This is a genomic window from Ensifer adhaerens, assembly GCF_001270265.1.
Taxonomy (GTDB): domain Bacteria; phylum Pseudomonadota; class Alphaproteobacteria; order Rhizobiales; family Rhizobiaceae; genus Ensifer; species Ensifer adhaerens_B.
In genome coordinates, this window is the sequence record NZ_LGAP01000023.1 from 20,314 (window position 1) to 47,229 (window position 26,916).

General features: G+C 62.3%; 23 protein-coding genes. 16 read left to right on the plus strand and 7 right to left on the minus strand.

Going from position 1 to position 26,916, the window contains the following annotated elements; all coding sequences use genetic code 11:
• Positions 1 to 128: 128 nt before the first annotated feature.
• Positions 129 to 815, plus strand: coding sequence for a TetR/AcrR family transcriptional regulator (locus AC244_RS25175; RefSeq protein WP_053251571.1), 687 nt, complete (start codon positions 129 to 131; stop codon positions 813 to 815).
• Positions 816 to 851: 36 nt separating this feature from the next.
• On the opposite strand, the gene AC244_RS25180 is transcribed toward AC244_RS25175, so the two are convergent.
• The 5 genes from AC244_RS25180 to AC244_RS25195 form a co-directional block, all read right to left on the minus strand.
• Positions 852 to 1,058: a DUF1515 family protein gene (locus AC244_RS25180; protein WP_053251572.1), complete on the minus strand. Its 207-nt coding sequence runs from the start codon at positions 1,056 to 1,058 to the stop codon at positions 852 to 854.
• A 321-nt stretch (positions 1,059 to 1,379) separates the two neighbouring features.
• Entirely contained in the window at positions 1,380 to 2,897 is a 1,518-nt protein-coding gene (locus AC244_RS25185; RefSeq protein ID WP_053251573.1) for a sulfatase, read from the minus strand.
• Between the two features lie 272 nt (positions 2,898 to 3,169).
• Complete coding sequence (locus tag AC244_RS38305; protein ID WP_234717029.1) at positions 3,170 to 3,529, minus strand: hypothetical protein; 360 nt, start codon at positions 3,527 to 3,529, stop codon at positions 3,170 to 3,172.
• On the minus strand, positions 3,523 to 3,990 hold the full coding sequence (locus AC244_RS38310) for a glycerophosphodiester phosphodiesterase (RefSeq protein WP_234717030.1): 468 nt from the start codon (positions 3,988 to 3,990) through the stop codon (positions 3,523 to 3,525). Before AC244_RS38310 ends, AC244_RS38305 begins: the two co-directional genes overlap by 7 nt.
• Positions 3,991 to 4,025: 35 nt before the next feature.
• On the minus strand, positions 4,026 to 5,084 hold the full coding sequence (locus AC244_RS25195) for a LacI family DNA-binding transcriptional regulator (protein ID WP_063934147.1): 1,059 nt from the start codon (positions 5,082 to 5,084) through the stop codon (positions 4,026 to 4,028).
• A 78-nt stretch (positions 5,085 to 5,162) separates the two neighbouring features.
• Between AC244_RS25195 and AC244_RS25200 the strand changes: the two genes are divergently transcribed.
• From AC244_RS25200 to AC244_RS25220, 5 genes are all read left to right on the plus strand, one after another.
• Positions 5,163 to 6,536, plus strand: coding sequence for an ABC transporter substrate-binding protein (locus AC244_RS25200; RefSeq protein WP_053251575.1), 1,374 nt, complete (start codon positions 5,163 to 5,165; stop codon positions 6,534 to 6,536).
• A 75-nt stretch (positions 6,537 to 6,611) separates the two neighbouring features.
• Positions 6,612 to 7,565 (plus strand): carbohydrate ABC transporter permease, encoded by a 954-nt coding sequence (locus AC244_RS25205; protein WP_053251576.1) that lies wholly within the window; start codon positions 6,612 to 6,614, stop codon positions 7,563 to 7,565.
• A gap of 1 nt (position 7,566) precedes the next feature.
• Complete coding sequence (locus AC244_RS25210; protein WP_053251577.1) at positions 7,567 to 8,667, plus strand: carbohydrate ABC transporter permease; 1,101 nt, start codon at positions 7,567 to 7,569, stop codon at positions 8,665 to 8,667.
• Between the two features lie 5 nt (positions 8,668 to 8,672).
• Positions 8,673 to 9,737, plus strand: a complete 1,065-nt coding sequence (locus tag AC244_RS25215) for an ABC transporter ATP-binding protein (RefSeq protein WP_053251578.1) — start codon at positions 8,673 to 8,675, stop codon at positions 9,735 to 9,737.
• Between the two features lie 56 nt (positions 9,738 to 9,793).
• Positions 9,794 to 10,663 (plus strand): glycerophosphodiester phosphodiesterase, encoded by an 870-nt coding sequence (locus tag AC244_RS25220; RefSeq protein ID WP_053251579.1) that lies wholly within the window; start codon positions 9,794 to 9,796, stop codon positions 10,661 to 10,663.
• A gap of 596 nt (positions 10,664 to 11,259) precedes the next feature.
• Here the strand turns inward: AC244_RS25220 and AC244_RS25225 are convergent.
• Positions 11,260 to 12,321 carry a LacI family DNA-binding transcriptional regulator gene (locus AC244_RS25225; RefSeq protein ID WP_053251580.1) on the minus strand — a complete coding sequence of 354 codons (1,062 nt, stop codon included), beginning with the start codon at positions 12,319 to 12,321 and terminating at the stop codon, positions 11,260 to 11,262.
• A gap of 117 nt (positions 12,322 to 12,438) precedes the next feature.
• On the opposite strand from AC244_RS25225, the gene AC244_RS25230 reads away from it, so the two are divergent.
• The 9 genes from AC244_RS25230 (at position 12,439) to AC244_RS25270 (ending at position 23,250) form a co-directional block, all read left to right on the plus strand.
• Positions 12,439 to 13,539 (plus strand): glycoside hydrolase family 105 protein, encoded by a 1,101-nt coding sequence (locus AC244_RS25230; protein ID WP_053251581.1) that lies wholly within the window; start codon positions 12,439 to 12,441, stop codon positions 13,537 to 13,539.
• Positions 13,536 to 14,372 carry a 5-dehydro-4-deoxy-D-glucuronate isomerase gene (kduI, locus tag AC244_RS25235; RefSeq protein ID WP_053251582.1) on the plus strand — a complete coding sequence of 279 codons (837 nt, stop codon included), beginning with the start codon at positions 13,536 to 13,538 and terminating at the stop codon, positions 14,370 to 14,372. The genes AC244_RS25230 and kduI overlap by 4 nt, the downstream gene beginning before the upstream one ends.
• Positions 14,369 to 16,855 (plus strand): hypothetical protein, encoded by a 2,487-nt coding sequence (locus tag AC244_RS25240; RefSeq protein ID WP_053251583.1) that lies wholly within the window; start codon positions 14,369 to 14,371, stop codon positions 16,853 to 16,855. Before kduI ends, AC244_RS25240 begins: the two co-directional genes overlap by 4 nt.
• An 89-nt stretch (positions 16,856 to 16,944) precedes the next feature.
• A complete protein-coding gene (locus AC244_RS25245; protein ID WP_053251584.1) occupies positions 16,945 to 18,213 on the plus strand; it encodes an ABC transporter substrate-binding protein in 1,269 nt (422 codons plus the stop codon).
• A 218-nt stretch (positions 18,214 to 18,431) separates the two neighbouring features.
• On the plus strand, positions 18,432 to 19,460 hold the full coding sequence (locus AC244_RS25250; protein ID WP_053251585.1) for a carbohydrate ABC transporter permease: 1,029 nt from the start codon (positions 18,432 to 18,434) through the stop codon (positions 19,458 to 19,460).
• On the plus strand, positions 19,457 to 20,509 hold the full coding sequence (locus tag AC244_RS25255) for a carbohydrate ABC transporter permease (RefSeq protein WP_053251586.1): 1,053 nt from the start codon (positions 19,457 to 19,459) through the stop codon (positions 20,507 to 20,509). Before AC244_RS25250 ends, AC244_RS25255 begins: the two co-directional genes overlap by 4 nt.
• A 10-nt stretch (positions 20,510 to 20,519) precedes the next feature.
• Positions 20,520 to 21,605, plus strand: coding sequence for an ABC transporter ATP-binding protein (locus AC244_RS25260; protein ID WP_053251587.1), 1,086 nt, complete (start codon positions 20,520 to 20,522; stop codon positions 21,603 to 21,605).
• Complete coding sequence (gene kduD, locus AC244_RS25265; protein ID WP_053251588.1) at positions 21,589 to 22,347, plus strand: 2-dehydro-3-deoxy-D-gluconate 5-dehydrogenase KduD; 759 nt, start codon at positions 21,589 to 21,591, stop codon at positions 22,345 to 22,347. Before AC244_RS25260 ends, kduD begins: the two co-directional genes overlap by 17 nt.
• Before the next feature lie 9 nt (positions 22,348 to 22,356).
• Positions 22,357 to 23,250: an alpha/beta hydrolase family protein gene (locus AC244_RS25270; RefSeq protein ID WP_053251589.1), complete on the plus strand. Its 894-nt coding sequence runs from the start codon at positions 22,357 to 22,359 to the stop codon at positions 23,248 to 23,250.
• Positions 23,251 to 23,599: 349 nt separating this feature from the next.
• Here the strand turns inward: AC244_RS25270 and AC244_RS25275 are convergent, their stop codons facing one another.
• Positions 23,600 to 25,819: an adenylate/guanylate cyclase domain-containing protein gene (locus AC244_RS25275; protein ID WP_053251590.1), complete on the minus strand. Its 2,220-nt coding sequence runs from the start codon at positions 25,817 to 25,819 to the stop codon at positions 23,600 to 23,602.
• Positions 25,820 to 26,169: 350 nt separating this feature from the next.
• On the opposite strand from AC244_RS25275, the gene AC244_RS38920 reads away from it, so the two are divergent.
• Positions 26,170 to 26,544, plus strand: coding sequence for a transposase (locus AC244_RS38920; protein ID WP_082367123.1), 375 nt, complete (start codon positions 26,170 to 26,172; stop codon positions 26,542 to 26,544).
• Positions 26,545 to 26,916 lie beyond the last annotated feature (372 nt).

Sequence of the window (26,916 nt, forward strand, 5' to 3'; positions counted from 1 at the left end):
CCTTCGAGTCCATTCTGTAGAAATAGACCGACGGTCGGTTTGTTTCAAGCCTACATGTCACCCTTGCCATGGGAGGCGTCGTGGACCGCGATGTAAGCCCGTGCTAAGCCGCTGTTCTGGGAGCGCTTATGGTCAGAACGAAGAAATCGCCGGAAGTCCGATCGAACGAGCTGATCGATTGCGCCGAACGGCTGTTCTTCCAGCACGGCTACGAGAACACGACGGTCAACGACGTCATCCGCGAGGCCAATCTCTCCAAGGGCGCCTTCTACCACTACTTCGTTTCGAAGGAGGCATTGCTGGAGGCGGTCGCCACCCGGTTGGCGCAGCGGAACCTGAAGGAATTGCAGCCGCTCGCCGAAGATCCGTCGCTTGATGCGGTCGGGCAGTTGAACGCGCTTTTCGCCGGCTCGCGGCGGCTGAAGCTCGATATGGCGCCGCAGCTGAAAAACACCTTCAACGCCCTTTTCAAACCGGAAAACGTCGCGCTCTATCACCGCATCGACGAGGCTCTATTGGCGGTCAGCCTGCCCTTGGTGGCGCAGATGTTGCGGCGCGGCCATCAAGAAGGCTCACTTGATGCGCCTGATCCGGAAGCCGCGGCGATGATGCTCCTGGAGCTGCGGTTGAGCGTTGCCAAGGTCATGCACAAGGCGCTGCAACGCTACGACGCCGGCGACATCGACGGTGCGGCGGCGATGCTCGACGGCTGGATGAGGACGTACGGCATCGCGATCGAGCGGTTCCTGAAGCTTCCCGAGCGTTCGATCGAGATGACCGAGCCGGGATTTGCCCGTGCCTTCCTCGAAGCATGACCAGCCTCAGTTAATGCTCGCTGGTGACCAGTACGATCAGGCATCCCCGTCCTCGACATCGCCAACGCGGTCGACCAGTTGATCCATGCGATTGTGGACCCCTTGCCGGCTTGCAGCCGCCTTGTCTTCCGATCTTATCGCCCCCTCCTCCAATCGCTTAATCGAATCCTGCAGGCCACGCATGCCCGCAACCAGCTCGCCAAGCTGGCGATGTACCGATGCATCAATATCAGCAGGTGCCATCTAGCACCCTCCCCGTGCCTCACGCATTCCTCATGGTCCAGGCGCCGCCGGCGCAAAGCCCAACAACAGTCCGGTCTATCTTCCATTGATCTGCCGGCGTCGCGATGATGAAGAGCGTGCCGACATCGGTTTCCACCTCGTATTCGATATGATCGCCGAGATAGGCCAGAGGTTATGCTTTGGCGACCTCCGCGCTTAACCTTGCCTTTGTGGGCAAGGTGCTGGCCCTGATGCGGGCAGTTGGCCGAGCAGGCCATAACCATGAGTAGCGAATCGCGTTCAATGTTGAAGCGGACGACCAAGTCGATGGAGCGTCTTACGTTACTGAGCTTCGATCCCAACACGTGCGTAAGCTTCGGGCGGAGCGTCATTGGCGCGCATGAGATCCCGCATGAGACGCGTCATTGCGTCTTCGATCTCCGGCGAAAAAACGGGCGTATCCTGCCCTGGATCATCAGCGAGGTCGTAGAGTCGGGTTTCACTCTCAAGGAGCGCGCCGGGACCGTAGTTGTCGAACATGGGCGACCGCTCGATCACCGGGATCTTGAGGACCGGCGCGCCCTTCGTGAAGGGCATGGGCTGTGCCAGCGAGGCTCCGGCGAGTTCCTCCGGCGTGAACGGCTCCCAGATGTGAGCCGGCATCAGCGTGTATTGATAAAGCTCCTGAGAGCGGGGATCGGGCGGGAAGCGATGATAGGTATAGCGTCCGTCCGTCACGTTGATCGCAACGCCGAAATAGCCGAACAGTGTGCCGCGCCGCAGCGAACGATCGGCGTCGAGCAGCGGCAGGAGCGAATGCCCCTGCATCTCGGTTGCGGCCCGCATGTTAAACAGATCGAGGAATGTCGGCGCGAGATCGATGGTCTGGGTCAGGGCGGACCGGCGGACACCGGCGCTTCCCGAGCGGCGCGGATCGTGCAGGAAGAGCGGGATGTGTACGATCTCTTCATACATATTCATCCGGTTCTTCGCCCAGAAATCGTGCTCGCCGAGAAGAAAGCCATGATCGGTGGTGACAACGAGCGCGGCTTCGCGCCAAAGGTCGTGCGCATCGAAATAGTCGAGAAGCTGTCCGATGAGGGAATCGCAAAGCGCGATGACGGCGTAGTAGTTGGCGCGCAGTTCCTCGCATTCCTCCGGCAGTTCGTCGACCCGGCCGTAGCGCGGCCAGTCGCGAACCGGACCGTTCCAGCCCGTCCTGAATGCCTCGCGAAACCGCTCGGGCGCGGTGAAAGGTTCATGCGGGTCGAACGTCTCGATCTGCAGAAGCCAGTTGTCCGCGGTCCGGTTCCGCTCGAGGAACTCCAGTCCGGCGGAGAAGCAGCGCACCGATGGGAACTCGTTCTCGTTCTTGATGAACTCTCGGTTCACGATGTTGCGCCGAAACTTGTCGCGTGCCGACTGGCTGAATTGCCGCTCATGATACATCTGGCGCAGGCGCTCCCATGGTGGCTGCACCATGGCTTTCCACGGATCGCCCTCCTGCCCGCGGATGAAATCGTAGCTGTCATACCGAGTGTGATAAGTGGCGCCGCCGTCTTCGAAATAGTGGAAGTGATCGGTGACGAGGTGACTGTACGAGCCGGCCCGGCGCAAAAGCTCGGGAAAGGAATTGTCAAACGGCTCGAGCGGCCCCCAGCTCCTGTGGAGAAAGCCGAGCCTTCCGGTCTGCAGGTCGCGGCGCGCCGGCATGCAGGGCAAGCTGCCGACATAGTGGCGGTCGAATATTGCGGGACGCTCGGCCAAGCGGGCAAAATTGGGCGTCGGCACCCGCTTTCCCCCGTACGGGGCGAGCACGTGTCGGTTGAGCGAATCAAAGAGTACAAAGACGGCCTTCATCGAGTCTCGGCGGTCCCTCGTCCAGAGCTGCCGAAGGCGGCAGCGTTTCCATGCGCGCATCTGCGCGGCGACGGTCCGCCGATAGCTGAGACCGACGCGAGACGCGGGCGTGTCGCTTCCATCTCGCCGCCCGGCTGCTCGGCCGGCCGTTCAAAAAAAGCGCCGGCACCTATTTTCGCCGAAAAGAACGCGGCCGCAACTGGATTGTATCCGGTCCCGAGCACCAGCCTGCCCCGATGAGACCTTCGCCTCCGACAAGAGCTGGTGTCGTATCACCGCGGGGAGGCCCAGCCGGCCCGACCGGCGCGGCTGACGAACATGGCGATGAAGGGCACGTCATCACCCGAGATCGTGTCGATGAGCCCGTCGGCGATCCATTGCACGAGGTCCGGCAAGGGATCGCGTCCGCCGCGCCAATACTCGGCGAGAACATCTGGGCGAGGCAGATGTACGCGGTTGCTGAAGCCTGCTGCATGCAGCGCACTTGCATCGTCGGGGCGGAACATGTCGAGCTCGATCGAGACCGAACTCGCGCTGCACGCCTTCAACACCCCGACTAGGTCGGCGTGGCGAGCATGGGTAATGGCTTCGGTCCGCAGGCCCGGATGGCGCTCGACCGCGCGCTTCAGCACCACATGGTCGAAGCTGATGACAATGACCCGGTCGTTCCCGTCGATCTCAGCAAGGCTTCCACGCAATCAACGGCGATGTCCGGCCGCTCTGCCTCCTTGATCTCGAGCACAAGCCCCATGTCGTCCGCCTTCGCCCAATCGAGCGCCTCCGCCAAGGTCGGTATCTTCGTTCCGGCGAAAGCGGGATGAAACCGAACCCCCGCATCCAATTTGCGGATCTGCTCGAGGCTGAGGTCTGCCGCAAAGCCGTGTCCATCTGTCGTCCTGTCGACGGTCAGGTCGTGCAGAATGATCGGCTCACCTTCTGCGGTCAGCACGACGTCAATCTCGACCGTGGTCGCCCCTGCAGCCTTTGCTGCTTCGAATGCTGGCAGTGTGTTCTCCGGATAATGAAGGCTGTAGCCGCGGTGGCCACAGACATGAATACGTCCCGCGTCGCGGGCAAGGAAGCTGAAGGCCATTCGATATGCTCCTCCATCGCAAGAGCGCGACTTCTCTACGAGCGCGCTCTGACTGTTTCGCGAACGACGAGCTCAACCGGGAAGTAGACGGAAATCGGCGGCAAATCGGGATCGGCGAGGCGCCGGTCGAGAATTGATACGACCTCCCGGGCAATCCGCCGGGGATCTTGCCGCAGGGTGGTCAGACGGTAGGAGGACCACGCGGCGACCGGCACATCGTCGAAGCCGATAACGGAAACGTCGTCGGGTACACGCAGGCCCGCGCCGCGAATGTGATCGAGTGTTCCGAACGCCATGAGATCATTCACGCAGAAAACCGCGTCGGGCGCCTGGCCGCTCGCCAGCAGCTGTTGCGCCGCCTCTTTTCCGCCATCATAGTCGGCGCGGCCGACCCGAACGATCTTCGTCTCGAATCTGGAAGCGGCGGCAAATTCAACAAAGGCGTGCTCGCGGGCGGAGAAGCTCGGGCTCGGATTCGCCCTGTTGATCACGGCGAAACGGGAGGCTCCAGCCATGCGCAGTGCCTCAAAGGCCTGCTGCGCGCCGTCCCTGTCATCGCAATGGACGCTGTCGAGGCCAGTCTCGGCTCGATCCACCAATATCAGCGGTTGTCCGTTTCGTCGCGTGAGCTCGACAAGGCTTGCCGGCGGCGAGCCCGAGAGGAAGATGGTCGCCTCCGCCCGATAGCGCAGCAACTGCCGGCTGGCATTCGCAACGTCCTCCGCTGTTGGCCCGATGTTGATGATCGCCGGCACGTTGGAGCGCTCGATCAAGGCGTACGAGAGGGCCGAAATCATCTGGGCCCGGAACGGAGTATCGGCGTCGGAGGTCACGAGTCCCACCAGCCGGCTCCGATTGGCGAGAAGCCCGCGGGCGAGATCGTTGACCTGGTATCCGAGCGCCGCAGCTGCCTCGCGCACCCGCGCCCGCGTTGCAGGTGCGATGCTTGCGCCAGGGGTGAATGCCCGCGAGACCGCCGACCGGGACACACCCGCAAGCTCGGCGACGGCCTGGGCGCTCACGAAGCGGCCCTGGTTGCTGTCTCTGGTATCCGACACTTGCTTTGACCCCGCTGGACATTCTCCGAAGCGCATTCATAATCGTGTTGCACAGCATTGCAACAACAATGACGGCACGATGAAAAGCGCGCCGCGGCACGGGAGGAAATCAGGATGATTCACTGGAAAATCGGAACTGCTGCGCTTCTCTGCGCGGCATTAGCGGGCGGCAGTGCGGCGTTCCTTGCGGCGACGCCACTCTTCGCGCAAGAAACCGTGAAGCTCGAGCTCTGGTCGCGTCAGGATCCGTCGGGGCCGCTGCGTCCGGGCAATGTGATCAAGGCTGCCGAGCGGCTGAACAAGGAACTCGAGGCCGAGGGCTCTCCCAAGCGCGTCGAGGTTGCCGTGCGCGAGAGCCCTGCCAAGGGCTTCGACGACGACGCGCTGCAACTTCTCAAGGTATTCGGCATCGGTGAAGGCCCCGATATTTTCATCGCCGCGCACGAATGGATCTGCGCCTTCCAGGAGGATGGCTTCGTTCTGAAGCTCGACGACTATATCACCAAATACCCTCAACACTTCGGCACGATCTTTCCGACGCTCTGGCCATCGGCGAAGTGTCCGGACGGCACCTATGCAATTCCTCAGGACGCCGAGGCAAGGATGTTCTTCTACAACAAGAAGCTCCTGCGCGAGGCCGGCTACGACGCTGCCTTCGTCGACGCCATGCCTGAGCGGGCGTTGTCGGGCGACCTGACGATGGACGAGGTGCTGGAGATCGCCAAGCAGGTCGTCGACAAGACAAAAGCGCAATACGGTGTGCTTCACCGGCCGAACAAGGGGCCGGACTACATCATGGTCTTCCAGGCCTACGGCAGCGACTTCGTCGATCCGGCAACCGGCAAACTGCTCCTCGAGCGAGACAAGCTCACTGCCGCCTTCGGCTGGTTCGAGCGCGGAGTGAAGGAACGGGTCATCCCGGCCAACAATACGGCGATGGAATTCGATGCGCTGCGCAAGGAATTCTACACCGGCAATGCCGCGTTCTGGATGTACGGCATCTGGGATCTCGGTAGCGTCGCATTCCCGACCTACGGTCTGCCGCAGGACGAAAAGGCCTTCTTCGCGGATTGGGGCTGGATTGCCGGGCCGGCACCCCAGAAGGGCGGCTCGCCGGTCACTCTGACCCATCCGATCGTCTATGCCATCGCCGCCGACACGAAGGAGCCGGAACTCGCCGTGCGTCTGCTTGGCCACGCTTCGGCGGCCGACCTCAACACCGACCACGCGGTCACAACGACGCATCTCGGCATCAAACCCGAGCAACTCGAAGACCCGCGTTATGCCAAGGCCTGGCCGCTCGCCAAGGCAACCGAACTGCTCAAGATCACCAAGTTCCTGCCGAACAACTCGCAGTTCGGCGACCTCAACGGCATCATCTATGCCGCAATTCAAGGCATAGAGTCGGGGCGGTTGACAGCGGAGAAGGCAGCCGATTTCGTCATCGAGGAGGCGTCGTCCACCCTCGAGGACGTGACCGTCAAATAGGTCTGATCGGTCTCGCGATCGTCGATCCGGCGCGCCCAGGTCGACGGCTGCGAGGTCCGGCGTGCGAGCCAAACGATGACGTCGATAGCAGATGAACTCACGATAGAGCGGCGCGGCCATTCAGGCTCGGCGGCGCGCAGGCGCACCAACTTTGTGATCTTTCTCGGCCCGGCGGTCGTCCTGACGGTCCTCTTCTTCGTCGTCCCCGTGGTCATCGATATCGCAGTGTCGTTCACCGACCTCAGCCGGTCGCTGCGCATCAGCGAGTTCACCACCGAGCAGTACGAGAAGGTATTTCGAACTGATCGCCGGTTGTCGCAGGTCATAGGACTGACTTTCATCTACGTCTTCGGCACGCTGGCGATCTTCAACGTCACCTTTGGCCTAATCCTCGCCGTCACCACCACGGCGATCAGGAATGTATCCGGCAGCTTCTTCCGGGGTGTGTGGCTGCTGCCGCGGATGAGCCCGTCCGTCCTTTACATCCTGCTCTGGCTGTGGGCGGTGAGCCCCACTGAAGCCGGCCTCGTAAACCAGGTCCTGATGCAGGCGTTCGGTCTCGATGCGCCGCTCGACCTGCTTACATCGGCGCCGATCGCTCTCATCATCATCTCTAACGGTTTCATCGGCGCTTCGATGGGAATGATCATTTTCACCTCCGCAATCCGCGGGATCCCGGAGCACCTGTTCCACGCCGCCGCAGTGGACGGCGCCGGGACGTTCGCAAAGATTCGCTTCATCACCCTGCCCGCGCTGCGTTGGCCGATCAGCTTTGTAACGATATACCAGACGCTCTCGCTGCTGGTGAGCTTCGAATACATCCTGCTGCTCACCAAGGGCGGTCCGTTCTACGACACGACGGTCTATGCACTTTACGTGTACCGTCGCGCCTTCGAGAGCGGCCAATACGGCTACGGGGCCGCGCTGGCGCTTTTTCTCATCGTCATCGGCGTAGTCGTCGCGCTCATCGGCTGGCGCTTTTTCGATATGGAGCGCCTGCTGCAGCGCCCGCGAATCGAGGTGCATTGAGATGGTCACGCAACATATCCCCATGGCGTCCACTGCGGCATCGGAGCCGACGGTCGATTGGGATGCATTGGCAGCACGGGCGCGTGCCGTCCGGCGTACCAAGGCTGTCGTCCTCTACGCCTTCCTCATCGCCGTGTCGGTGCCGATCATCCTGCCCTATTTCTGGCTCGTCACGATCGCCTTCTCGGCAAAAACGGGCGTCGCCGAGACCGCGGTTCTGTGGCGCTCGATGGCGGTGTTTGTGCCGGCCGTCGTCGCCTTCTGGCTGACTGCCGCGCTCGCGCAAAGCCGGCGTCAGTTATGGATCGGCATTGCGGCGGTTGCCGCGATTGCTGTCTTCGCCTTCGTCCTGTCGGTCGGCCCCGACCTGCACCTCGGCAATTTCATCTTTCTGTGGGAGCCGGACTTCGCCTCGGTGGTGCGGTCGCGGGTCGGGGAAATCAAAGGCGCGGTGCAGTTTCCCAACGTCTGGCATGCCTTCGGTAACTCGATCCTGATCGCCGGCGCACAGACCGCCATCGTCGTTACCGTCGCCTCATTGGCAGCCTACTACCTGTCGCGCTTCCAGTTCCCCGGCCGCTCCTCGATGCTGCGCTCGCTTCTGGTGCTCCATGCTTTCCCGGTGCTGACGCTGATCGTGCCGATGTTTCTGATGCTCTACTGGATAGGACTCCTCGACACGCTTTACGGCGTCATCCTCGTACTTGTCGCCTTCGAGCTGCCGTTCGCGATTTTCATCATGAAGGGCTTCTTCGACGCAGTGCCGTGGGACATCGAGATGAGCGCGCTGACCGACGGCGCGTCACGGCGGCAGGCATTCGTGAGCGTGGTGCTGCCGCAGGTGAGGAACGGCATCCTCGCCATCGCGGTCTTCACCTTCATCCGCGGCTGGGAAGAGTACATCTTCGTGTTCACGTTCCTGATCAGGAACAGCAACTGGACAATGAGCCTCTACATGTACTGGGTGCGCGACGATGTCATGGGCGTCGACTACGGCGTCGTCTCTGCGGTCGGCGTCTTCTACCTTGTCCCGAGTCTCATCCTCTACATGGCCGCGCAGCGTTATCTCATGCAGATGTCGATCGGCGGCGTGAAGGGCTGACGAAAATGGCGAAGATCGAGTTCCGTAACGTGGTGAAGCGCTTCGGTGCCGTCGAGGTGATCCCCGATATGAACCTCGTCATTGAGGACGGCGAGTTCGTCGCACTGCTCGGCCCTTCCGGCTGCGGCAAGTCTACGAGCCTGTTCATGCTCGCCGGTATCTATCTTCCGAGCGGCGGCGAGCTCCTCTTTGACGGCCATATCGTCAACGAAGTAGAGGCACGCGACCGGAATGTCGGCATCGTCTTTCAATCCTACGCGCTCTACCCGCACATGAGCGTGCGCGACAACATCCTGTTTCCATTGCGCTTCAAGAAAACGCCACGCGACGAAGCTCTCGCGAAGGTGAAGGCCGCCGCGGACCTTGTCCGTGTTGCGGAACTGCTGGACCGTCGTCCCAGTGAGCTTTCCGGTGGCCAGCAGCAGCGCGTCGCCCTTGCACGCGCCCTCGTGAAGGAGCCGCAGTTGCTGCTCCTCGACGAGCCGCTCTCCAATCTAGACGCTTCGCTTCGCCTTTCGATGCGGACCGAGATCAAGTCGCTGCACGCGCAACTCGGCGTGACGACCGTCCTCGTCACGCATGATCAGATCGAGGCGACGACAATGGCCGATCGTATCATCTGCATGCGCGCCGGCCGGATCGAGCAGGTAGGGACGCCGGACGACCTCTATCTCAGGCCATCGAGCCTGTTCGTTGCCGGCTTCATCGGCTCGCCGCCCATCAACCTCATTGCCGGCGAAGCCGAGGCCGGCACGGTCACCGTGGATGGCGCCAGATTTCTGGTCGAGGGCGCGTCCGGGGCGCTGACAGTCGGGCTGAGGCCGGAGCACCTCAGAATCGGTGATACCGGCTTCGCCGGCCGTATCGCGCAGATCGAGCCGATGGGCCGCGAAATCCTCTATGTCGTCGAAACCGGCATGGGCGCCGTGCGCGTGCTTGAACAGGGTTCGTCCGCCGGGTACTCGACTGGCGAGCAGGTAAAGATCGGTTTCCTGCCCGAGAACTCGCTTGTGTTCGAGACGGCGCGACAGAAGCTCATTGCGGGCGCGCATGTTCGTGCACCGGCGTGACACGATCGAGCGACAGCCGCCCCATTTCTCGGTGGGGGGAGGAGAAGGGCGCGCCGGTGGCAGCGTTTGAGACAAGCAACCAGACGTCGAACGCGCCGGTGGCCGTCGAGGGTCCATATGGCCCTGTCCGCCTCAAGTGGCACAAATTACGCACGCACCTCGCCGAGGCGCCCTTCAAGCGGTCGAACCTCGCCCTCGGCTGGCAGCTCGGCGCGAGCCTCGAGGTCGACATACTCGGCACCGCCGATGGCCGCTTCGCCGTTCTCCACGATGCGACGCTCGGTCCATCGACGACCGGCCGCGGCCGCGTTCCGCGCATGCCGATCGCAGCGATGGTGGGGCTTTTTCACCGGGACGCAGCAGGCGCCCCCGATCCCGATGCGCCGGTCCTGTCGCTCGCCGAACTCGTGGCCCCGCTTCCAAGGCTACCGAGAGCGCCATTGGCCAACCTTCAGCTCGATCTCAAGCTGCTCGAAGGACACACGCTTCCGGATTCGGCGGTCACCGATGCCGCAGCGGCCGTCGCCGGGCTAGCGGACGCCATCGTCGTCGGTTCGCATCATTTGGATGATGCACGCCGTCTCGCCGCGGCCATTCCCGGAGCCCGGCTCGGCTACGATCCAATGCTGGCGGTTTCCCGCCAGCGAGACCTGCGCGATCCAGAGCGGTTGCTGCGCCACATCGAGCGGCGCAGCACCGGCATGAGTCTTGCCTACCTCCGGTTCGATGCCATTGTTGCCGCGGAAAACCAGGGCTTTCCCCTCGTTGCGCGCCTGCTCGACCTCGGCATTGAGACGGACGCCTGGACGGTCAATCCCGGCCGGGACATCAATGACCCCATCCTGCGTACGCTCGTGGGGGCGAAAGTGCGCCAGATCACGACCGATGTTCCGAGCGAGATCTTCCGCCTGATCCGTTCGCTGTGAGCACGGCTCATCCCGGGCGTTCCGTGCGAGCCACCGGAGCGGGGTTGGGTGCTCCACAGGTTCTAGCAACCTGAAAGAACCGGCTCACAATCCCTCGCCTTGAGCGGATTAGAACCTGCGATCTCGGTTAGAAATCAGCCAATTCGGTGACAACTGCTGCTTTTCACCACTCAAAGTCTCTCGGCCAGTGTCTCTGGCTTTGACAAAGAACAGAAGATTGTGCTTAGCGTCCTCAGTCCTAGGACACAGGACAGTCACCTTTGTCGAAACCGCCGAGGCGATAACCGCTGATCTGATGGTGAATGTTCTCAAGCAATTGCATGAGAATTTGCGCGAGCAGTTTCCAAGAGGGTCCGCCAGCGTCCTCCTCATCCATTGGACAGGGCGCAATTCCATCACCGTGCCTCCCTGGAACAAGCCAGAAAACTCTAGCCCCCATCCAGAAACCTGCAGCGGTTCACTTCCGGCGGTCCAGATATCTGGGACGATTCAAAGCGACCAGAAAATGTATGGCGCCCACGGCCAGAAGATACCGCGTTCTGCACGTCGGTTTGGGCGAACTGTCGTCAGTGGTCGCCGTTGAGGCTAGCGCCGACTTAAGGCGTCTCGCTGTCGCGGGCTGGTCCCGTTGACGAGCGCTCAACCAGATGGCATGCCAATTCTATGCGCCGTGAAGGCATTGGAACGCCTGAGAGGTTATCCCTTAGAAGGCCGAGCGCGACCGAGCCGATTTCGCGCATCGGTATGTGCATCGTCGTCAGCGGTGGATTGAGGAACGCCGCCTGCGGCAGGTCGTCCATGCCCATGACCGAGACGTCGCCTGGAACCGAAAAGCCCTTCTGCTGGATGCCAAGCATGGCGCCCACGGCGAGGCTGTCGCCGGCGGCAAGCACCGCGGTGAAATCCAGTCCCCGCTCGGCGATCCGTTGCATGACCGCCTGCGCTGCCAGTTCCGGCAGCCAATCCTCGACGGTGACGAGCATGTCGTCGGTAACAGGCAAACCTTTCGCCAGGAGCCCATCGCGCCAGCCTTCATAGCGTCGCTCGATCGTGCGGCGCCCCGGCCGCATCAAAAACAAAATGCGCTCGTGGCCGAGCTCGATCAGGTGGTCCGTCGCCAACCGCGCGCTCGAGCGGTTGCAGGGCGTGACACTCGATAGCCGCATATAGGGGTCGTCGCTGTTGAGCAGCACCACCGGCTTGTCGAAGCCGCGGGTTGCAGCGAGCATGCCCTCGTCATCGATGGTGAGAAACAGCAAGCCAGCAACCTGTTCGTCCGCCTGCGCCTCGGCGAGAACCGCCAACTCTTCGCTTTGGTTCGCAATCGGCCGCGTGACGATTTCGAGGTCGAGCGCCTGCGCCCTCTCCTTTAGGCCCTCCAACACGTAATGCGTGAATTGATTGCGCACATAGTCGATCATGGCAGCGCTTGACGCCGCGACGATGACTTTCTGTCCGGCGACTGCGGTCGGCACGACATAGTTGGCGTTCTTCGCCGCCTCCAGCACCCGCTGACGGATTTCCGCACGCACGCCCTTTTCACCCGCAAGGGCGCGGGAGGCGGTGCTCAAGGAAACACCGCAGGCTTCGGCAATGTCCTCCAGCCGAACGCGCTTGCTCTTCTTGCCGCGTTTGCCGGGCAGCGGTTTTGCGATCATGCGATCCTCCCTTGCCACAAGAATGGGAAAAATTTTCATGTTGCGCAAGAAAAAACGTCATGCCCTTATCTCCCTCAAGAAAGCCGAGGGAAGAGCGGCAGAAAACGGAGGAGCGCCATGGGCCTGAATGCCCACGACATTCGCATTGGTCTCGATCGTCTTGTCGGCGGCATGACCGGTCTCAAGCATGACGGTCGGTTCGACGAGCCGAACCTCGACGGGACCGCGGGCGACTACATCAGCTTCGACAGCTGGGAATGGCCGCAGGGCGTCGGCCTTTATGGCCTGATCAAGCTCTGGCAGTTCACCGGCCGCGACGACATCCGCCAGCTTATTGAAGGCTGGTACGAAGGACGCCTTGCCGCCGGGCTTCCGGAACTCAACGTCAACACGACCGCGCCGATGCTCGGTCTCTCGGTGCTCTGGGCCAAATCCAGGACCCCCCGCTGGAAGCCGCTGCTCGACGACTGGGCAAACCGGGTGATGAGCGAGATGGGTCGCACCCCGGAAGGCGGTTTCGAGCACCACGTCTCCGACAAGGTCAACGACAACGAGCTCTGGGACGACACGCTCTATATGGTCGCCCTCTTCCTCGCCTCCTACGGCCAGGCAAGCGGCCGGCGCGAACTCGTCGACGAGGCATCGCGGCAGTTTCTGGTGCATGCCCGCTACCTCGCCGACACGCAGTCGGGCCTCTGGTTCCACGGCTGGACCTTCGACGGCCGGCACAATTTTGCCCGCGCCCGCTGGGCGCGTGGCAATGCCTGGATCACCGCCGGCATGCTCGATTTCTTCGACCTCGCGGAGATCGCCCCACCGGTCAAGGAATACCTGCGCGGCGTGCTCGTGACCCAAGTCGAGGCGCTGCTGCCGCTGCAGACAGCGTCCGGTGCCTGGCGCACGCTGCTCGACGACGCGAGTTCCTACGAAGAGATCTCCGCGACGGCCGGCATCGGCTATGGGCTGCTGAAGGGCTACCGCCTGGGCTACGGCACCCCGGCCTGGCGAAGCGCCGGTCTGCGCGCGCTGGAAGCGGTGATGCACAACATCGATGAAAGCGGCACCGTGCTCAACGTTTCCTACGGCACCCGCATGGGCCACGATCTGCAATTCTACAAGGACATCCCAATTCAGCCGACCGGCTATGGCCAGGCACTGGCAATCCTGTGCCTTTCCGAAGCCCTGCAGCATGTCGGCGCGGAAGGACAGGCAGCATGACGATGAAGGTTCTCTACGGGGCCAATCCCGAAGACATCAAGACCTACGACACGGCGCGGCTTCGCCGCGAGTTCCTGATCAGCGATCTCTTTGCAGCGGATGCGGTGAACTTCACCTACACCCATGTCGACCGCCTTATCCTTGGTGGCGCCATGCCCAAGAGCAAGAGCGTAGCCTTCGGCTCCGGCGACGATATCGGCACGCCCTATCTGCTTTCGGCTCGCGAGATGGGCATTGCCAATCTCGGCGGCACCGGGACGGTCACCGTCGACGGAAAGAGCTTCGTGCTCGAGAACCGCGACGTGCTCTATGTCGGGCGTGGCGCGAAGGAGATCGTCGTTGCAAGCGAGTCCGCTGATCGTCCGGCGCGCTACTACATGAATTCGGTGCCCGCAGGCGTTGATCTGCCACACCGGCTGGTCAAGAAATCAGAGGCAAAGGCGCTCGAACTCGGCGACGTCAAGCGCTCGAACAAGCGCCGTCTCGTCATGTACATCCATCCGGAAGTCATGCCCTCGTGCCTGCTCCTGATGGGCATTACCGACCTTGCCGAAGGCAGCGCCTGGAACACCATGCCGCCTCATGTGCACGAGCGGCGGATGGAGGCCTATTGCTACTTCGACATGGCACCGGAGGACCGCATCGTCCACGTGATGGGAGAGCCGGACGAGACCCGGCACTTGATCGTCGCCGACGGCGACGCGGTGCTTTCTCCGGCCTGGTCGATCCACATGGGCGCCGGCACCGGTCCCTATGCCTTCGTCTGGGGCATGACCGGCGAAAACCAGGAATATAACGACGTAAACCCCGTAGCCTTGGCCGAGCTGAAATGAGCGATACGACATTCCATCTGAAGAAGAGCCTCGTTCCGGGGCAGGCCATTGGCTACTGGCAGCTCGGCGGTATCACCGAGGAACGCTTCGATGTGCCGGACCAGCCGATGAAGGGCGAAATGGACCCCTTCTTCTTCCTGACCAAGCACAAGAATTTCATCCCGCACGAGTACCCTTGCCGCACGATCTTCGCCGAGCAGTATCGTGGCAAGCGACCCGAGGTGCGCGGGGCGTTCGAGGCCAGCCGCTGGTGGCTGCCCTTCGGCTCGCCGCGGCTTGATCTCTCCGGTTTCTGGTTCCGGCCGACGCGGCTTGCGACCTGGGCCCGCACTTCGATCGAAGCCGACGCGGCAGGACCGGCAAAAATCCGCCTTGGCACCTGCGGCGGCGCGGTGGTCGTTCTGAACGGCACCGAAATCGGCTGGATGGCGCCCTATAGCCGCAACCTCGAGGCCAAGGCCGAATTCGAGCTGCCGCTCAACGCCGGTCTCAACGACATCACGATCTTCTTCGACGATCTCGCCGAACGCGACGCGCGTTATTTCTTCCAGCTTGACTATCTCTCCGGTCCGACGGCGCACGTGGCGCTGCCCGTCCCCTGCCCGAGTGCAGCCGCCGCCGATATCGAGACCGCACTCGACGGCATGCATTTCGACAGCACCGCCTATTTCGAAGGCGACATCACGCTCAACTTCGCCGCAGCCCTGCCGCTCGACGTGAAGGTCAATGTCGCGGTCGAAGGCGACTTCATGTCGACGGAGCGCTTCGACCACGACTTCGTGCTGAAGGCCGGCGACAACAGGCTGGTGATCGGCCCGTCGGAAGAGACACCGGCCGACTTCCGCCACTTCCGTATCACGCTCAATGCCGGCGGCTTCGTCGCGTCGCGCTCGCTCGGTGTGGAAATCTGCCATGCCGGCCGCCAGGGCAGACCACCGGGAACGCTTGCCGACCGCATCACCGAAACCCTCGACGAGATCTCAGGATTTTCCGAACGCGACACGGTTCGTGCCTTCGCAAGGCTTGCCAGCGGACGCAGCGGCGCCGACACGGATGCGATGATCGAGGAGATCCTGCCCTCGATCGAGGACTGCCACGACTGCGCCGACTTCTCACTCGTGCCGCTGATCTGGTCGCGCACCGCATGGGGCCAGGATATCGGTCAGAAGACGCGGGGCCGCATCGACCAAGCGATCCTGAATTTCCGCTACTGGATGGACGAGCCCGGCAACGACGTGCAGTGGTATTTTTCCGAAAACCACGCGCTTCTGTTCCACACCTCGGCCTATCTCGCCGGCCACCTCTTCCCCGAGGCGACCTTCCGTCGCTCGGGCCGCAAGGGCAGCGAACAAAGCGCCGTCGGTGCCGCCCGCGTTCGCGCCTGGCTCGATCACTTCGAGGCCTGGGAAATGGCAGAGTTCAACTCCGCCCCCTACTTCCCGATCGACCTCAAGGGTCTGACGGCGCTGGCGGCACTCTCGCCCGACGCCGATATCGCCGAACGCGCCAGGAAGGGCATCATCAGGCTCTGCGAGGTCATCGCGCGCTCGGCCCACCAGGGCATGGTCACGGCGGCTCAGGGCCGCTCCTATGAGCACACGCTCTGCGCCGGCCGCTCGCTCGAACTTTCGGGCGTCGCGCGCCTGCTCTGGAGCAAGGGCTGGTACGGTCGCCGCGTGCATGCGCTGCCGCAGCTCGCCGTCTGCCTTCGCGACCACGGCCTTGTCGTCCCGGAAGCGCTCGCCACTGTCGCCTGCCACCAGGACGAGGCCAATCACCAGGAATGGCGCTTCGCCCAGGGCGAAAACCGTTTCGCGGCGCTCTACCATTATAAGGGCCGCCACTTCGCTATTGGCTCGGCAGCGCACTATCGCTGGAACGAATGGGGCTATCAGGAAACGGTGCTGCACTTGCGCCTTGGCCAGCGCCCCGAAGCGGCGATCTGGATCAACCATCCGGGCGAGACCATTCAGTTCGGGTACGGCCGGCCCTCCTTTTGGGGTGGTTGCGGCACCCTCCCTCGTGCCCACCAGTACAGGGGGCTGGCCGTACTCGACTTTGCGACCGTCAGCGAGCAACCGGATTTCACCCATGCGTGGTTCCCGGTCGCCGAGTTTGACGAGAGCGTGGTCAAGGGCAAGCGTGCGCTGGCGCGCAGCGGTCGTGGCGCCGTGATCCTGATCGGCGGAAGCGACCTGACTCCGGTCGCCGATGGCCCGTCGGCCAATGCAGAGCTGCGCCAGACGGGCCACAAGACGCGCTGGATCGTCCGGGTCTGCGAGGCCACCGACCTCGCCGGGGTGGAAACAAGCTTTGCTTCGCTTGCGGTCGAGGAGAGCGCCGATGGCGCCTTCGTCGTCGACGATCCCGAGTATGGCCGGGTCGTCTTCCGCGACGACGGCACGACGGAAGCCGAAGGGCGCACCATCGCCGCCAAGGATTTCACGGTGGCGGGCGAGGTCACCATGCTCGCCGCAGGCTAGCGGGACGAAGAGTTGCGCCGGCCGGGAGAAGCCGGCGCCAGCCCAAACGAGCGGGAGGAAGCTCGTCAACGGTTAAGAGGAGGAAGACAATGACCAAGACCAGAACGATGCTCGCGGCGCTCGCCATCGGGCTCATGTCGTCGACGGCGGCAGTCGCCGGAGACGTGCGCATCATGTGGTATTCCGATGGCGTCGAAGGCGAGGTGCTGAAGGACCTGCTCGATCGCTTCATGAACGAGAACCCCGGGATCAACGTGATCCTCGACAACGTCTCCTACAGCGTCGTCAGAGAGCAGCTACCGGTGCAGCTCGAAGCCGGCAACGGCCCGGATATTGCCCGCGTCACCAACCTGAAGGCCCAGAGCCAGCACTGGCTCGACCTCCGGCCGCTGGTGGCTGACGCCGCCTATTGGGACGAGAATTTCGGCGAACAGGCCGACTGGATGCGCCCTGATGGCTCGAACCAGATCTCCGGCTTCATGACGCAGATCACGATTGCCGGCGGCTTTGCCAACAAGACGCTGTTCGACCAGGCGGGCGTTGCGATCCCCGGAAAGGATGCGACCTGGGACGATTGGGCGAAGGCAGCCAAGCAGGTGGCCGAGAGCCAGCAGGTGCCCTTCCCGATGGCGCTCGACCGCTCCGGCCATCGCCTCAGCGGTCCGAACCTCGCCTACGGCGGCAACTACATCGGCGCCGACGGCAAGCCGGCACCACTCGACGACGGCTCGAAGAACTTCCTGACGTCCTTCGTCGGCTGGGTTGCCGACGGCACGATGAGCAAGGACGTCTGGGTTTCCGCCGCCGGCTCGACCTATCGTGCAGCCGCCGACGACTTCATCAACGGCCAGCTGGTCTACTACTATTCCGGTTCCTGGCAGGTTCCGAACTTCTCGACGAAGATCGGCACCAACTTCGACTGGGTGGCGACCGGCAGCCCCTGCGGCCCGACGAACTGCACCGGCATGACCGGCGGCGCGGGTCTGGTTGCGGTCAAATACACCAAGAACCCGAAGGAAGTCGCCAAGGTGATGGATTATCTCGCAAGCGAGGCCATCGTGAAGGAGTTCTCCGAGCGCACCCTGTTCCTGCCGGCGCATAAGGGCGTGCTCGCCAAGGGGCTCGACTTCAAGACCGACGACGCTCAGGCCAAGACCGCGCTCAACGCTTTCGTCGAGGCGAGCAAGTCGCTCTCCGACCTCGCGCGCAAGCTGCCCGGCTGGCACTGGTCCGATACCTTCTACGGCGCGCTCGTCACCCGCGTCAGCCAGGCGGCTGCCGGCGAGATGACGATCGACGAAGCGTTCACGCGCATCGACTCCGACATCGCCACCAAGGTAAAGGACTCCGGGAACTGATCGAGGTCATCGGCGCCCGACGGCATGACATCTCATGCCGTCGGGCCGGTGTTCCGTGTCCCGGACGTCGCGATATGCGAAAGCCACGACTTACCGATGGTTTCGCGCGGCAAATTGCGATTGCCCGTCCTCGACGGGCAGGACGTTAGAATCCGGCAGCGATCTTTGCGTATCTTGCAATCAGGCAGCGCACGACCGTTGGGGTGAGGAGCCAAGTCATGAAGGCAAATGTTCCAAGACGAAGCGGCTCCGGCCTCGGGGAAGCGGCCATGGTGCCCGTACGCCTCGTGATGGGGGCCGTCGATGCGCCGTTGCGCTGGGTGCAGCGGCGGCTTGGCATCGGTGGAATGGCGACCTTCTTCCTGCTGCCGAACATGCTGATCTTCGGCATCTTCGTGCTACTGCCGTTCTTCATCAACTTCGCCTATTCCATGACCGGCGGCACCGCGCTGTTCCTCCCGGATCGGACCTTCGTCGGCACCGAACAATATGCACGCCTCTTCGATTGCGTGAACTATGCCGACCCGAATAGCTGCACTGAAGACACCTTCTGGACCGCCGTCGGCAATACCGCCTGGTTCGTCCTGTTGCAGGTCAGCTTGATGATCCTGTTTTCGCTGGTGACCGCGCTGATCCTCAATCGCGACCTGATGGCGCGCAGTTTCTGGCGGGCGGTCTTCTTTTTTCCGGTGCTGCTGTCTCCCGTCGTCGTCGGCCTGATCTGGAAGTGGATCCTGCAGCGCCAGGGCCTGCTGAATTTCGGCCTCTACAGCCTCGGCCTCGAGCCGCATACCTGGCTCAACGACCGCAACTGGTCCTTTGCCGCAACCGTCGGCGTTTCGATCTGGGCCCATATGGGCTTCTACACGCTGATCCTGCTTGCCGGCCTGCAGGCGATCCCGAAGGATCTCTATGAAGCAGCCGAGATGGACGGCACCCGCCCAGCGCGCGCCTTCTGGCGCATCACCCTGCCGCTCCTGATGCCCAATCTGCTCGTCGTCGTCGTGCTCGTGCTGATCCGCGCCGTGCAGATCTTCGACGAGGTCTACGTGCTCACCGGCGGCGGCCCGGGCACCAGCACGCTCTATCTCACCCAATATATCTACGAGACCGGCTTCGCGACGCAATTGCGCAATCCCGGCCTTGCCGCGGCAGCCTCGATCCTGATGGGCGTGGTGCTGGTGATCCTCACTTTGGTCCAGCTTGGCCTTGGCCGCAAAGGCGAGAACAAGGGAGCCCGCAAATGAGCCGTCTAGCCGAATTCATCTTTCGACGCCGCGGCCGCAACGGCTGGCACTGGACCGACATCGTCACCTGGCTCTGGCTGGTCGGCGGCCTCTTCATCATGTTCGGCCCGGCCGTCTGGCTCGTCGGCTCCTCTTTCAAGTCGCCGGCAGCGCTTGCCGAGTTCCCGCCGACGATCATGCCCTATGTGACCCAGAAGGCGACCGTCGAGGGTTACGACAAGCCGCTCGACCTCTACGAAGTGACGCGGCCGGACGGCAGCAAGGCCGTGCTCGCCGAGGTCCGCCGCATCGGCATCGTTGCCCAAATGGTTGCGCCGGAGAAACCAACCGATATCGTCAAGGTCAACATCGCTGAGCGCACGCCGGTGCGCACCATGTCCTTCGCCACGACCAACTACACCGAGCCCTTCACCCACTTCGACTTCGTCCGTTATCTCTGGAACTCGGTTTTCGTGACGGTGACGGCGACGCTGATTACCCTGATCGTCAATTCGATGGCCGCCTTCGCGCTCAGCAAATACGAGTTCCGCGGCCGCACCTTCGCAATGTTGCTGATCCTTGCGACCCTGATGGTGCCGCTGTCGGTGATCATGGTGCCGCTCTATTCGATCGTCTCGGCACTCGGCCTCTTCAACAATCTCTGGGGCGTGATCCTGCCGACGGTGGCAACGCCGACCGGTGTCTTCATCCTGCGCCAGTACATGCTGACCATCCCCGACGAACTGATCGACGCGGCACGCATGGACAAGGCGTCGGAGTGGCAGATCTACTGGCGCATCATCCTGCCGCTGACAGCACCGGCGCTCGCTGTGCTTGCGATCTTCTCCGTCGTCTGGCGCTGGAACGACTTCCTCTGGCCGCTGATCGTGCTGTCGCGCAAGGAGCTCTACACGCTGCAGGTCGGTCTCAGCATCTATTCCGGCGAGCTGAACGTGCAGTGGCATTTCATTCTCGCCATGACCGTGGTGACGATGATCCCGGTCGTCTTGGTCTTCATCTTCCTGCAACGCTTCATCACCACCGGCATTGCCGGAACCGGACTGAAATAAGGGGGCACTCATGGGCCACATCAAGCTTACCAATGTGACCAAGTCGTTCGGCGCCGTCGACGTGCTTCATGACATCAATCTGGAAATCAAGGACGGCGAATTCGTCGTCTTTGTCGGACCGTCCGGCTGCGGCAAGTCCACGCTGCTGCGCATGATCGCCGGGCTGGAAAAGCCGACCGGCGGAGAACTCGCCATCGACGGCAAAGTGGTCAACGACGTGCCGGCCGCCGATCGCGGCCTTGCCATGGTCTTCCAGTCCTACGCGCTCTATCCCCACATGAGCGTGCGCCAGAACCTCGCCTTCGGCCTCGAAAACACCCGGATGCCGAAGGTGGAGATCGCCGAGCGCATTGGGGAAGCCGCCCGCATGCTCGAAATCGAGCCCTATCTGGAGCGCCGCCCCGGGCAGCTCTCCGGCGGGCAGCGCCAGCGCGTCGCGATCGGTCGCGCGATCGTCCGTCGCCCGGTTGCCTTCCTGCTCGACGAGCCGCTGTCGAACCTCGATGCAGAACTGCGCGGCTCCACCCGCGCCGAGCTCGCAGCCCTTCACGCGCGCCTTTCGGCGACGATGATCTATGTGACGCACGATCAAGTCGAGGCGATGACGCTTGCCGACCGCATCGTGGTCCTGCGCGCCGGCCGCATCGAACAGATCGGCACGCCGCTCGAACTCTACAATCGACCCGCCAACCGCTTCGTCGCCGGCTTCATCGGCTCTCCGCATATGAACTTCCTCGAAGGCACGCTCGAAGCCTCTGGCTCGGACAGGGCTGTCGCAACGCTTAAGGGCGGTCACCGACTGGAGGTTCCGATGGCGGGCGGTGCAGTTGCGGCCGGATCGCCGATCACCCTCGGCGTCCGGCCGCAGCACATTACGCTCGACGCCGGCGAAAACAGCATTCCGGCGAAGATCCGGCTCGTCGAGGCACTCGGTTCCGAAACCGTGCTGCATGCTGATGTCGCCGGCCAGAAGGTACTGGTCGTCGCCCCTGGCCAGCATGACCTCGCGCCGGGTGCCGACATCAGGCTGTCGCTCGCCGCCGCCCCCATCCATCTTTTCAACGACCGGGGGCTTCGCCTTGAACGCGCTGTTTGACCTCACCGACAAGACCGCACTCGTGACCGGCGCCCGGACCGGCCTCGGCCAGGGCATGGCTCTGGCGCTGGCGCGGGCCGGTGCTGATATCGTGGCGCTCGGTTCTTCGCCGATGCCGGAGACGGCTGCGCTGGTCAGGGAAACGGGCGTGCGCTTCCATGAATTGACCATCGACCTCTCCAAGCCCTTCGATGCAAGGGCCACTGTCGCGGAGGCCGCCGCGGCATTCGGCGGCGTCGATATCCTCGTCAACAATGCCGGCATCATCCGCCGCGCCGACCTGCTCGACTATTCCGAGGAGGACTGGGACAGCGTGCTCGACGTGAACCTGAAGGCGGCCTTCCTGCTGTCGCAGGCGGCAGCAAGGCACATGGTCTCAACCGGACGAGCAGGGCGGATCGTCAATGTCGCGTCCATGCTGACCTTCCAGGGCGGCATCCGCGTGCCGGCCTATGCCGCTTCGAAGCACGGCATTGCCGGCCTCACCAAGGCGATGGCCAATGAATTGGCGCCGCACGGAATTACCGTCAATGCGATCGCCCCCGGGTACATGGCGACCGACAACACCGAGGCACTGCGCAACAATCCCGAGCGCAACGCCCAGATCTCTGCGCGCATTCCGATGGGACGCTGGGGCACCCCGGATGATCTCGCGACCGCCGTGCTCTTCTTCACAGCACCGGCTTCCGGCTATGTCACCGGCACCGTAGTGCCGGTCGACGGCGGCTGGCTCGTACGCTAGGCGTGGTCGATGTCCATCTCCACCGAGCGACTGCGCACACTTCTCGGGTTCGTCGATACGGAGCTCTGCCTCGAAGCGCACGAGACGGAAGACTGCGGCTCCTATGTCGTCGAAAGGCTGCGCTTTCGCAGTCGCCACGACCAGTCGGAAATCCGAGGCTTTCTGACGCGGCCCCCTGGCAGCGACGAACCGTGGCCGGCAATCCTCTACGCCCATGCGCATGGCGGTCGCTACGACATCGGCGCCGGCGAGCTCATTGACGGCCGGCCGGCGCTGCTCAGCCCGCCCGGGCCGTTGCTCGCCGAGCATGGCTTCGTGACCCTTTGCATCGACATGCCGACCTTCGGCGAACGCGCAATCGTGACGGAGAGCGCCGCGACGAAGGCCGCACTCTGGTACGGCCGGACGCTGTTCGGCCAGATGCTCGGCGAACAGAGGGCGGCGCTTACCTGGCTTTCATCTCGTGATGACGTGGACCCCAATCGGGTGGGCATGACCGGGATTTCGATGGGCGCTACGCTTTCCTATTTCCTGCCGGCGCTCGACGAGCGGATCGCGGCGATCGCACATCTGTGCTGCTATGCCGATTTCGCGACATTGATCGAACTTGGTGCTCACGATTTGCACGGTCAGTATCTCACGATGCCGGGCCTTCTATCCCTGACGTCGACTGGGATGATAGCAGGAATGGTTGCCCCTCGCCCGCAGCTGATTTGCGTCGGTTTCGATGATCCGTTGACACCACCATCGGCTGTTCTGCGTGCCTTCATGGAGACGTCGAAGGCTTATGCGACCAAAGATGCCGAGGAGATGCTGAAGCTTCTCGAGGAAGACGGCGTCGGCCATCGTGAGACGGAGGCGATGCGCGCTGCTGTTCTTGAGTTTTTCAAGCGTCATTTGTAACGATGCCAACTTAGGTTCGTCACTCAATCGCTGCGCTCGCCCGACAAAAACTATGCCACGAGGGATCGCGGCCTGCTCCAAATAGATGTTCCTGGACGGAGCGGGTTACCGCGCCATAGGGGATCAGGAAAATATGCTCCGTCGTGACTAGACGGTGGTCGCCGGGACGAAGCACGATTGAAAAGCCATGGCGACCTTTCTTGACGGACTTGCCCGGAATGCTCTGGCAATCGCCATTGATATCCGTGCCATTGCAGCACGACGACGGGGCACGTTCTCTGTTGGCCCAAGGCGGTATTTCGAGCGTAAAGCGAGCAGCTTACGGTGAACCCTGCGAGGCAGAGGGCCATCAGTAGCCCCTTATTTCCTTCAACGCATCCTTGGCGTAGTTGCCGACGAAACTCTCGTTCTCTATTGCCACTAAAGCGGGAATCGCAGCCTTGGCCTCAGGCCCGATCTTCCTCAAGGATTGCACGGCCTCCTCGCGGACAACGCCGTCTCCGAGCAGCATAACCAGGGCTGGCACGGATTCCGCTGCCGACGGTCCAAACCAACCCAAGCGCTTTGCGGCAATCTGCCTGCTAGCTGGATCGCCCCGCTTCAGTTCAGCTGTGAGGCTCGAAACGGTCACGTCCAACGGCAGGGCGGCAAGACGGACACCGTCGAGCAAGCGTTCCCGCACCGCTTTGTATTCAGGTGCCCATCGAATGGGGAATTTATAGTCGCGCGCCAGGTCTTCGAGAGCGGCCTGATCTCTTCCCGGCCGCCAAATCAGCAGCTTGCTCCTTGCCTCGTCCCGGCGACCGAGTCCACCAAGTACGGATGCGAACGGCGGCATGAGTGCCGTTGCGTTCGGGTTCTTCTTGGCTCCCTGGTCGAAGACCTCCGCCGCATGCTCCAGATCGTTTGCTGCAAACAGCGCAACCGCGTGGGCAAGGACATAGTGGCTTGGGAAGTTCGGGTTAAGGCGAAGCGCTTTCTCGACGAAAGACATGGCTTCGCTCGGCTTGCCTGAAGTCGTCAGTGCCCAAGCCATGACGATTTGCGCTTCAGGATCGTTAGGATCGAGTTCAGTCGCCCGGCTGGCTTCGCGGCGTGCATCTTCTGCCCGACCGAAACGCAGATGGGCCAGCGCTTTGGCCGTATATCCGAGAGCCGTAGGGTATCTCATGGCTCTGTCCAGGTGCGCCTGACCGTGATACGCGGCTACAAACGGAGGTGCGCCAAATTGCTGGTTCCACCCATATTCATCGTCTCTGAAGAGTACCTCCTCGTGCCAGGCATAGTCTTCGACCCGGAAATAGACCAGAGCGAGCGCGGCGTAGGCGCGTCCATACTCTGGATCGAGTTGAATTGCTCTCTTTAGCGGCGCGACGGCCGCTGCATTGTCTTTGGCATTGAAACGAAGATAGAGACCCCATCCCTCGTCGAATGCCTCTTTCGCCCGCAGGCTGTCCGTCCTGCCGCGGGCGATCTCCATCCTCTCATTTCCGGTCAGACTGACTTTCAGCGCCTCGACAATCTTGGTGACGAATGCATCCTGAACGCCGAAAACATCGGCAACATTGCCGTCAAAGCGGTCGGCCCACACATGGCCTCCCGTGAACGCGTCAACCAGCTGGGCATTGACGCGGAGCCGGTCTCCCGCACGTTGAACGCTACCCTCCAGAACGTATCGCACACCCAGCTCTTCGGCGACCTGGCTGACCGCCACTGTCTTGCCTTGATATGCGAACGTCGAGTTCCGGGCGACGACGAACAGATCGGCACTCTTTGACAGATCGGTGATCAAGCTGTCCGTCATGCCGTCGGTAAAATGCTGCTGCCCCGCTTCCCCGGACAGGTTGGTGAATGGTAGGACCGCAATGGACGGCCTGTCGGGCAAAGAGAACTCCATCCGTGCCCTTGAGGCCAACTCAACAGGCGGTGCGCGGGAGGTGCTCCAGAAAACCACGCTTCCGACTGCGAGCATCAGAACTGCTGCGGCGGTCGAGAGCCAGAACCATGAACGATAAGGCTTGCGCCGTGTCCAGGCGGCCGTGGTTCGGGGATGATCGCCAAGGCGAATTCGATAGAGGCGAACGGGCTTGTCGATGTTCTTGACCTGCTGCTCACCCACGAAATCGAACCCGTAGTCCAGCTTTCTCTCGACTTGATCGTACGCCGTTCCTGAAATCAGGACGCCTCCCGGATCGGCCAATCCCTCGAGTCTTGCCGCGACATTCACGCCGTCGCCATAGATATCCTGTCCTTCGACGATGACGTCGCCAAGATTGACGCCGATGCGAAACTCGAGCTGTTTGTCAGCGGGTAGCTCCTCGTTGCACTCGGCCATCGCTTGCTGGATTTCGACGGCGCATCTGACAGCGTCAACCACACTGGGAAACTCGATCAGCGCGCCATCGCCCATGAGCTTGACCACCCGCCCGTTGTGGGCGGCAATCTTCGGGGCGATGATGTTCTCGCGGGTGCTTCCCAGCCGCGCCAAGGTGTCCGCCTCATCGATCTCCATGAGGTGACTGTAACCAACGAGGTCAGCGGCCAGAATCGCCGCAAGCTTCCGTTGCATGGGATGTTTCCGGTGCATATAACAGCATCGGTGCAATTATAGGATAGTCAACGTTCGCATCCCAGTCTGCGGTGGTGGAAAGTAGTCATTCACTCAACGCGTCGGCAATGCCAGACACGATGAACGGCTCGATTGAGATCATTGCGGGCATTGTGCGTTCCAGTCTCGAGATTCCGCTCTACCCATTCGGACCTTAGCATCCTGGCGTGCAAGGTCCGAATGGGCCAAAAGCAGAGATATGCCTCGTTCTTACAACGCCCTGTCTGTTTGTCGGTTTTCGACAATTAACCATTTGAACTTCCTCCGATCGACTGAAGCTGCGCGAGGCCATCGCCTAGCGCAGGGAGAAGATGGTGCTCGAGGACGAAGTCGAGATCGACGGCAAGTATGCTGGTGGACACCTCCGCCCTGAAAACATAGCCGAGGACCGCATCGACCACCGCCTCAAGAAGTACCAGAACATGAAGCGTCCGTGCGCCCTCGCAATCCGGCAGCGAGGGCTGGGAGGGCAGACTTTCACCCGGATCATCCGCGACTACTTCGATCCGAGGAGCGAGCGAACGGATCAGCCGCTCTCCGGCTTCCGTCGGAGAGCCACTGCGGGTGGTTCGAGTCCAGAGCCGCGGTGCGAGTTCATTGAGCGGGATTTCGTCGGAGGCGGAGAAGATGGTTTCCATCACTTCGGCATAGCCTGCGACTTCCTGTTCGTCGCGGCCGGTGAATGAGCCGATGCGCAGGTCCGAGAGCAATCTCTCGACTTCGCGGTCGCTCAACTTTGCGCCTTCGATACGGATTGACGATCCGATGCTTTCAATCGTTGCGACCCGCCGCAAGCTTGAAAGTCTATCGGGGGCGATACGACCCAGTGCTCGCCATGCGCCTTTGAACTCGTCGATCTCTGCGATCAACGACAGGACTTCAGGTGTGATCCGCAATTTAGCGAGGTCAAGCGCCGGCATCCATTAACCCATCCATTTCCATCGAATGGGCAAGCCCTTGTCTGATTCTGGAGTATCCGCACGTGTACACGTCCGACTTGGGCGTATTCCGGATCGAGACTGAAGGTCGGCTTGATGACGTCCCGCAGAGCTGGCTGG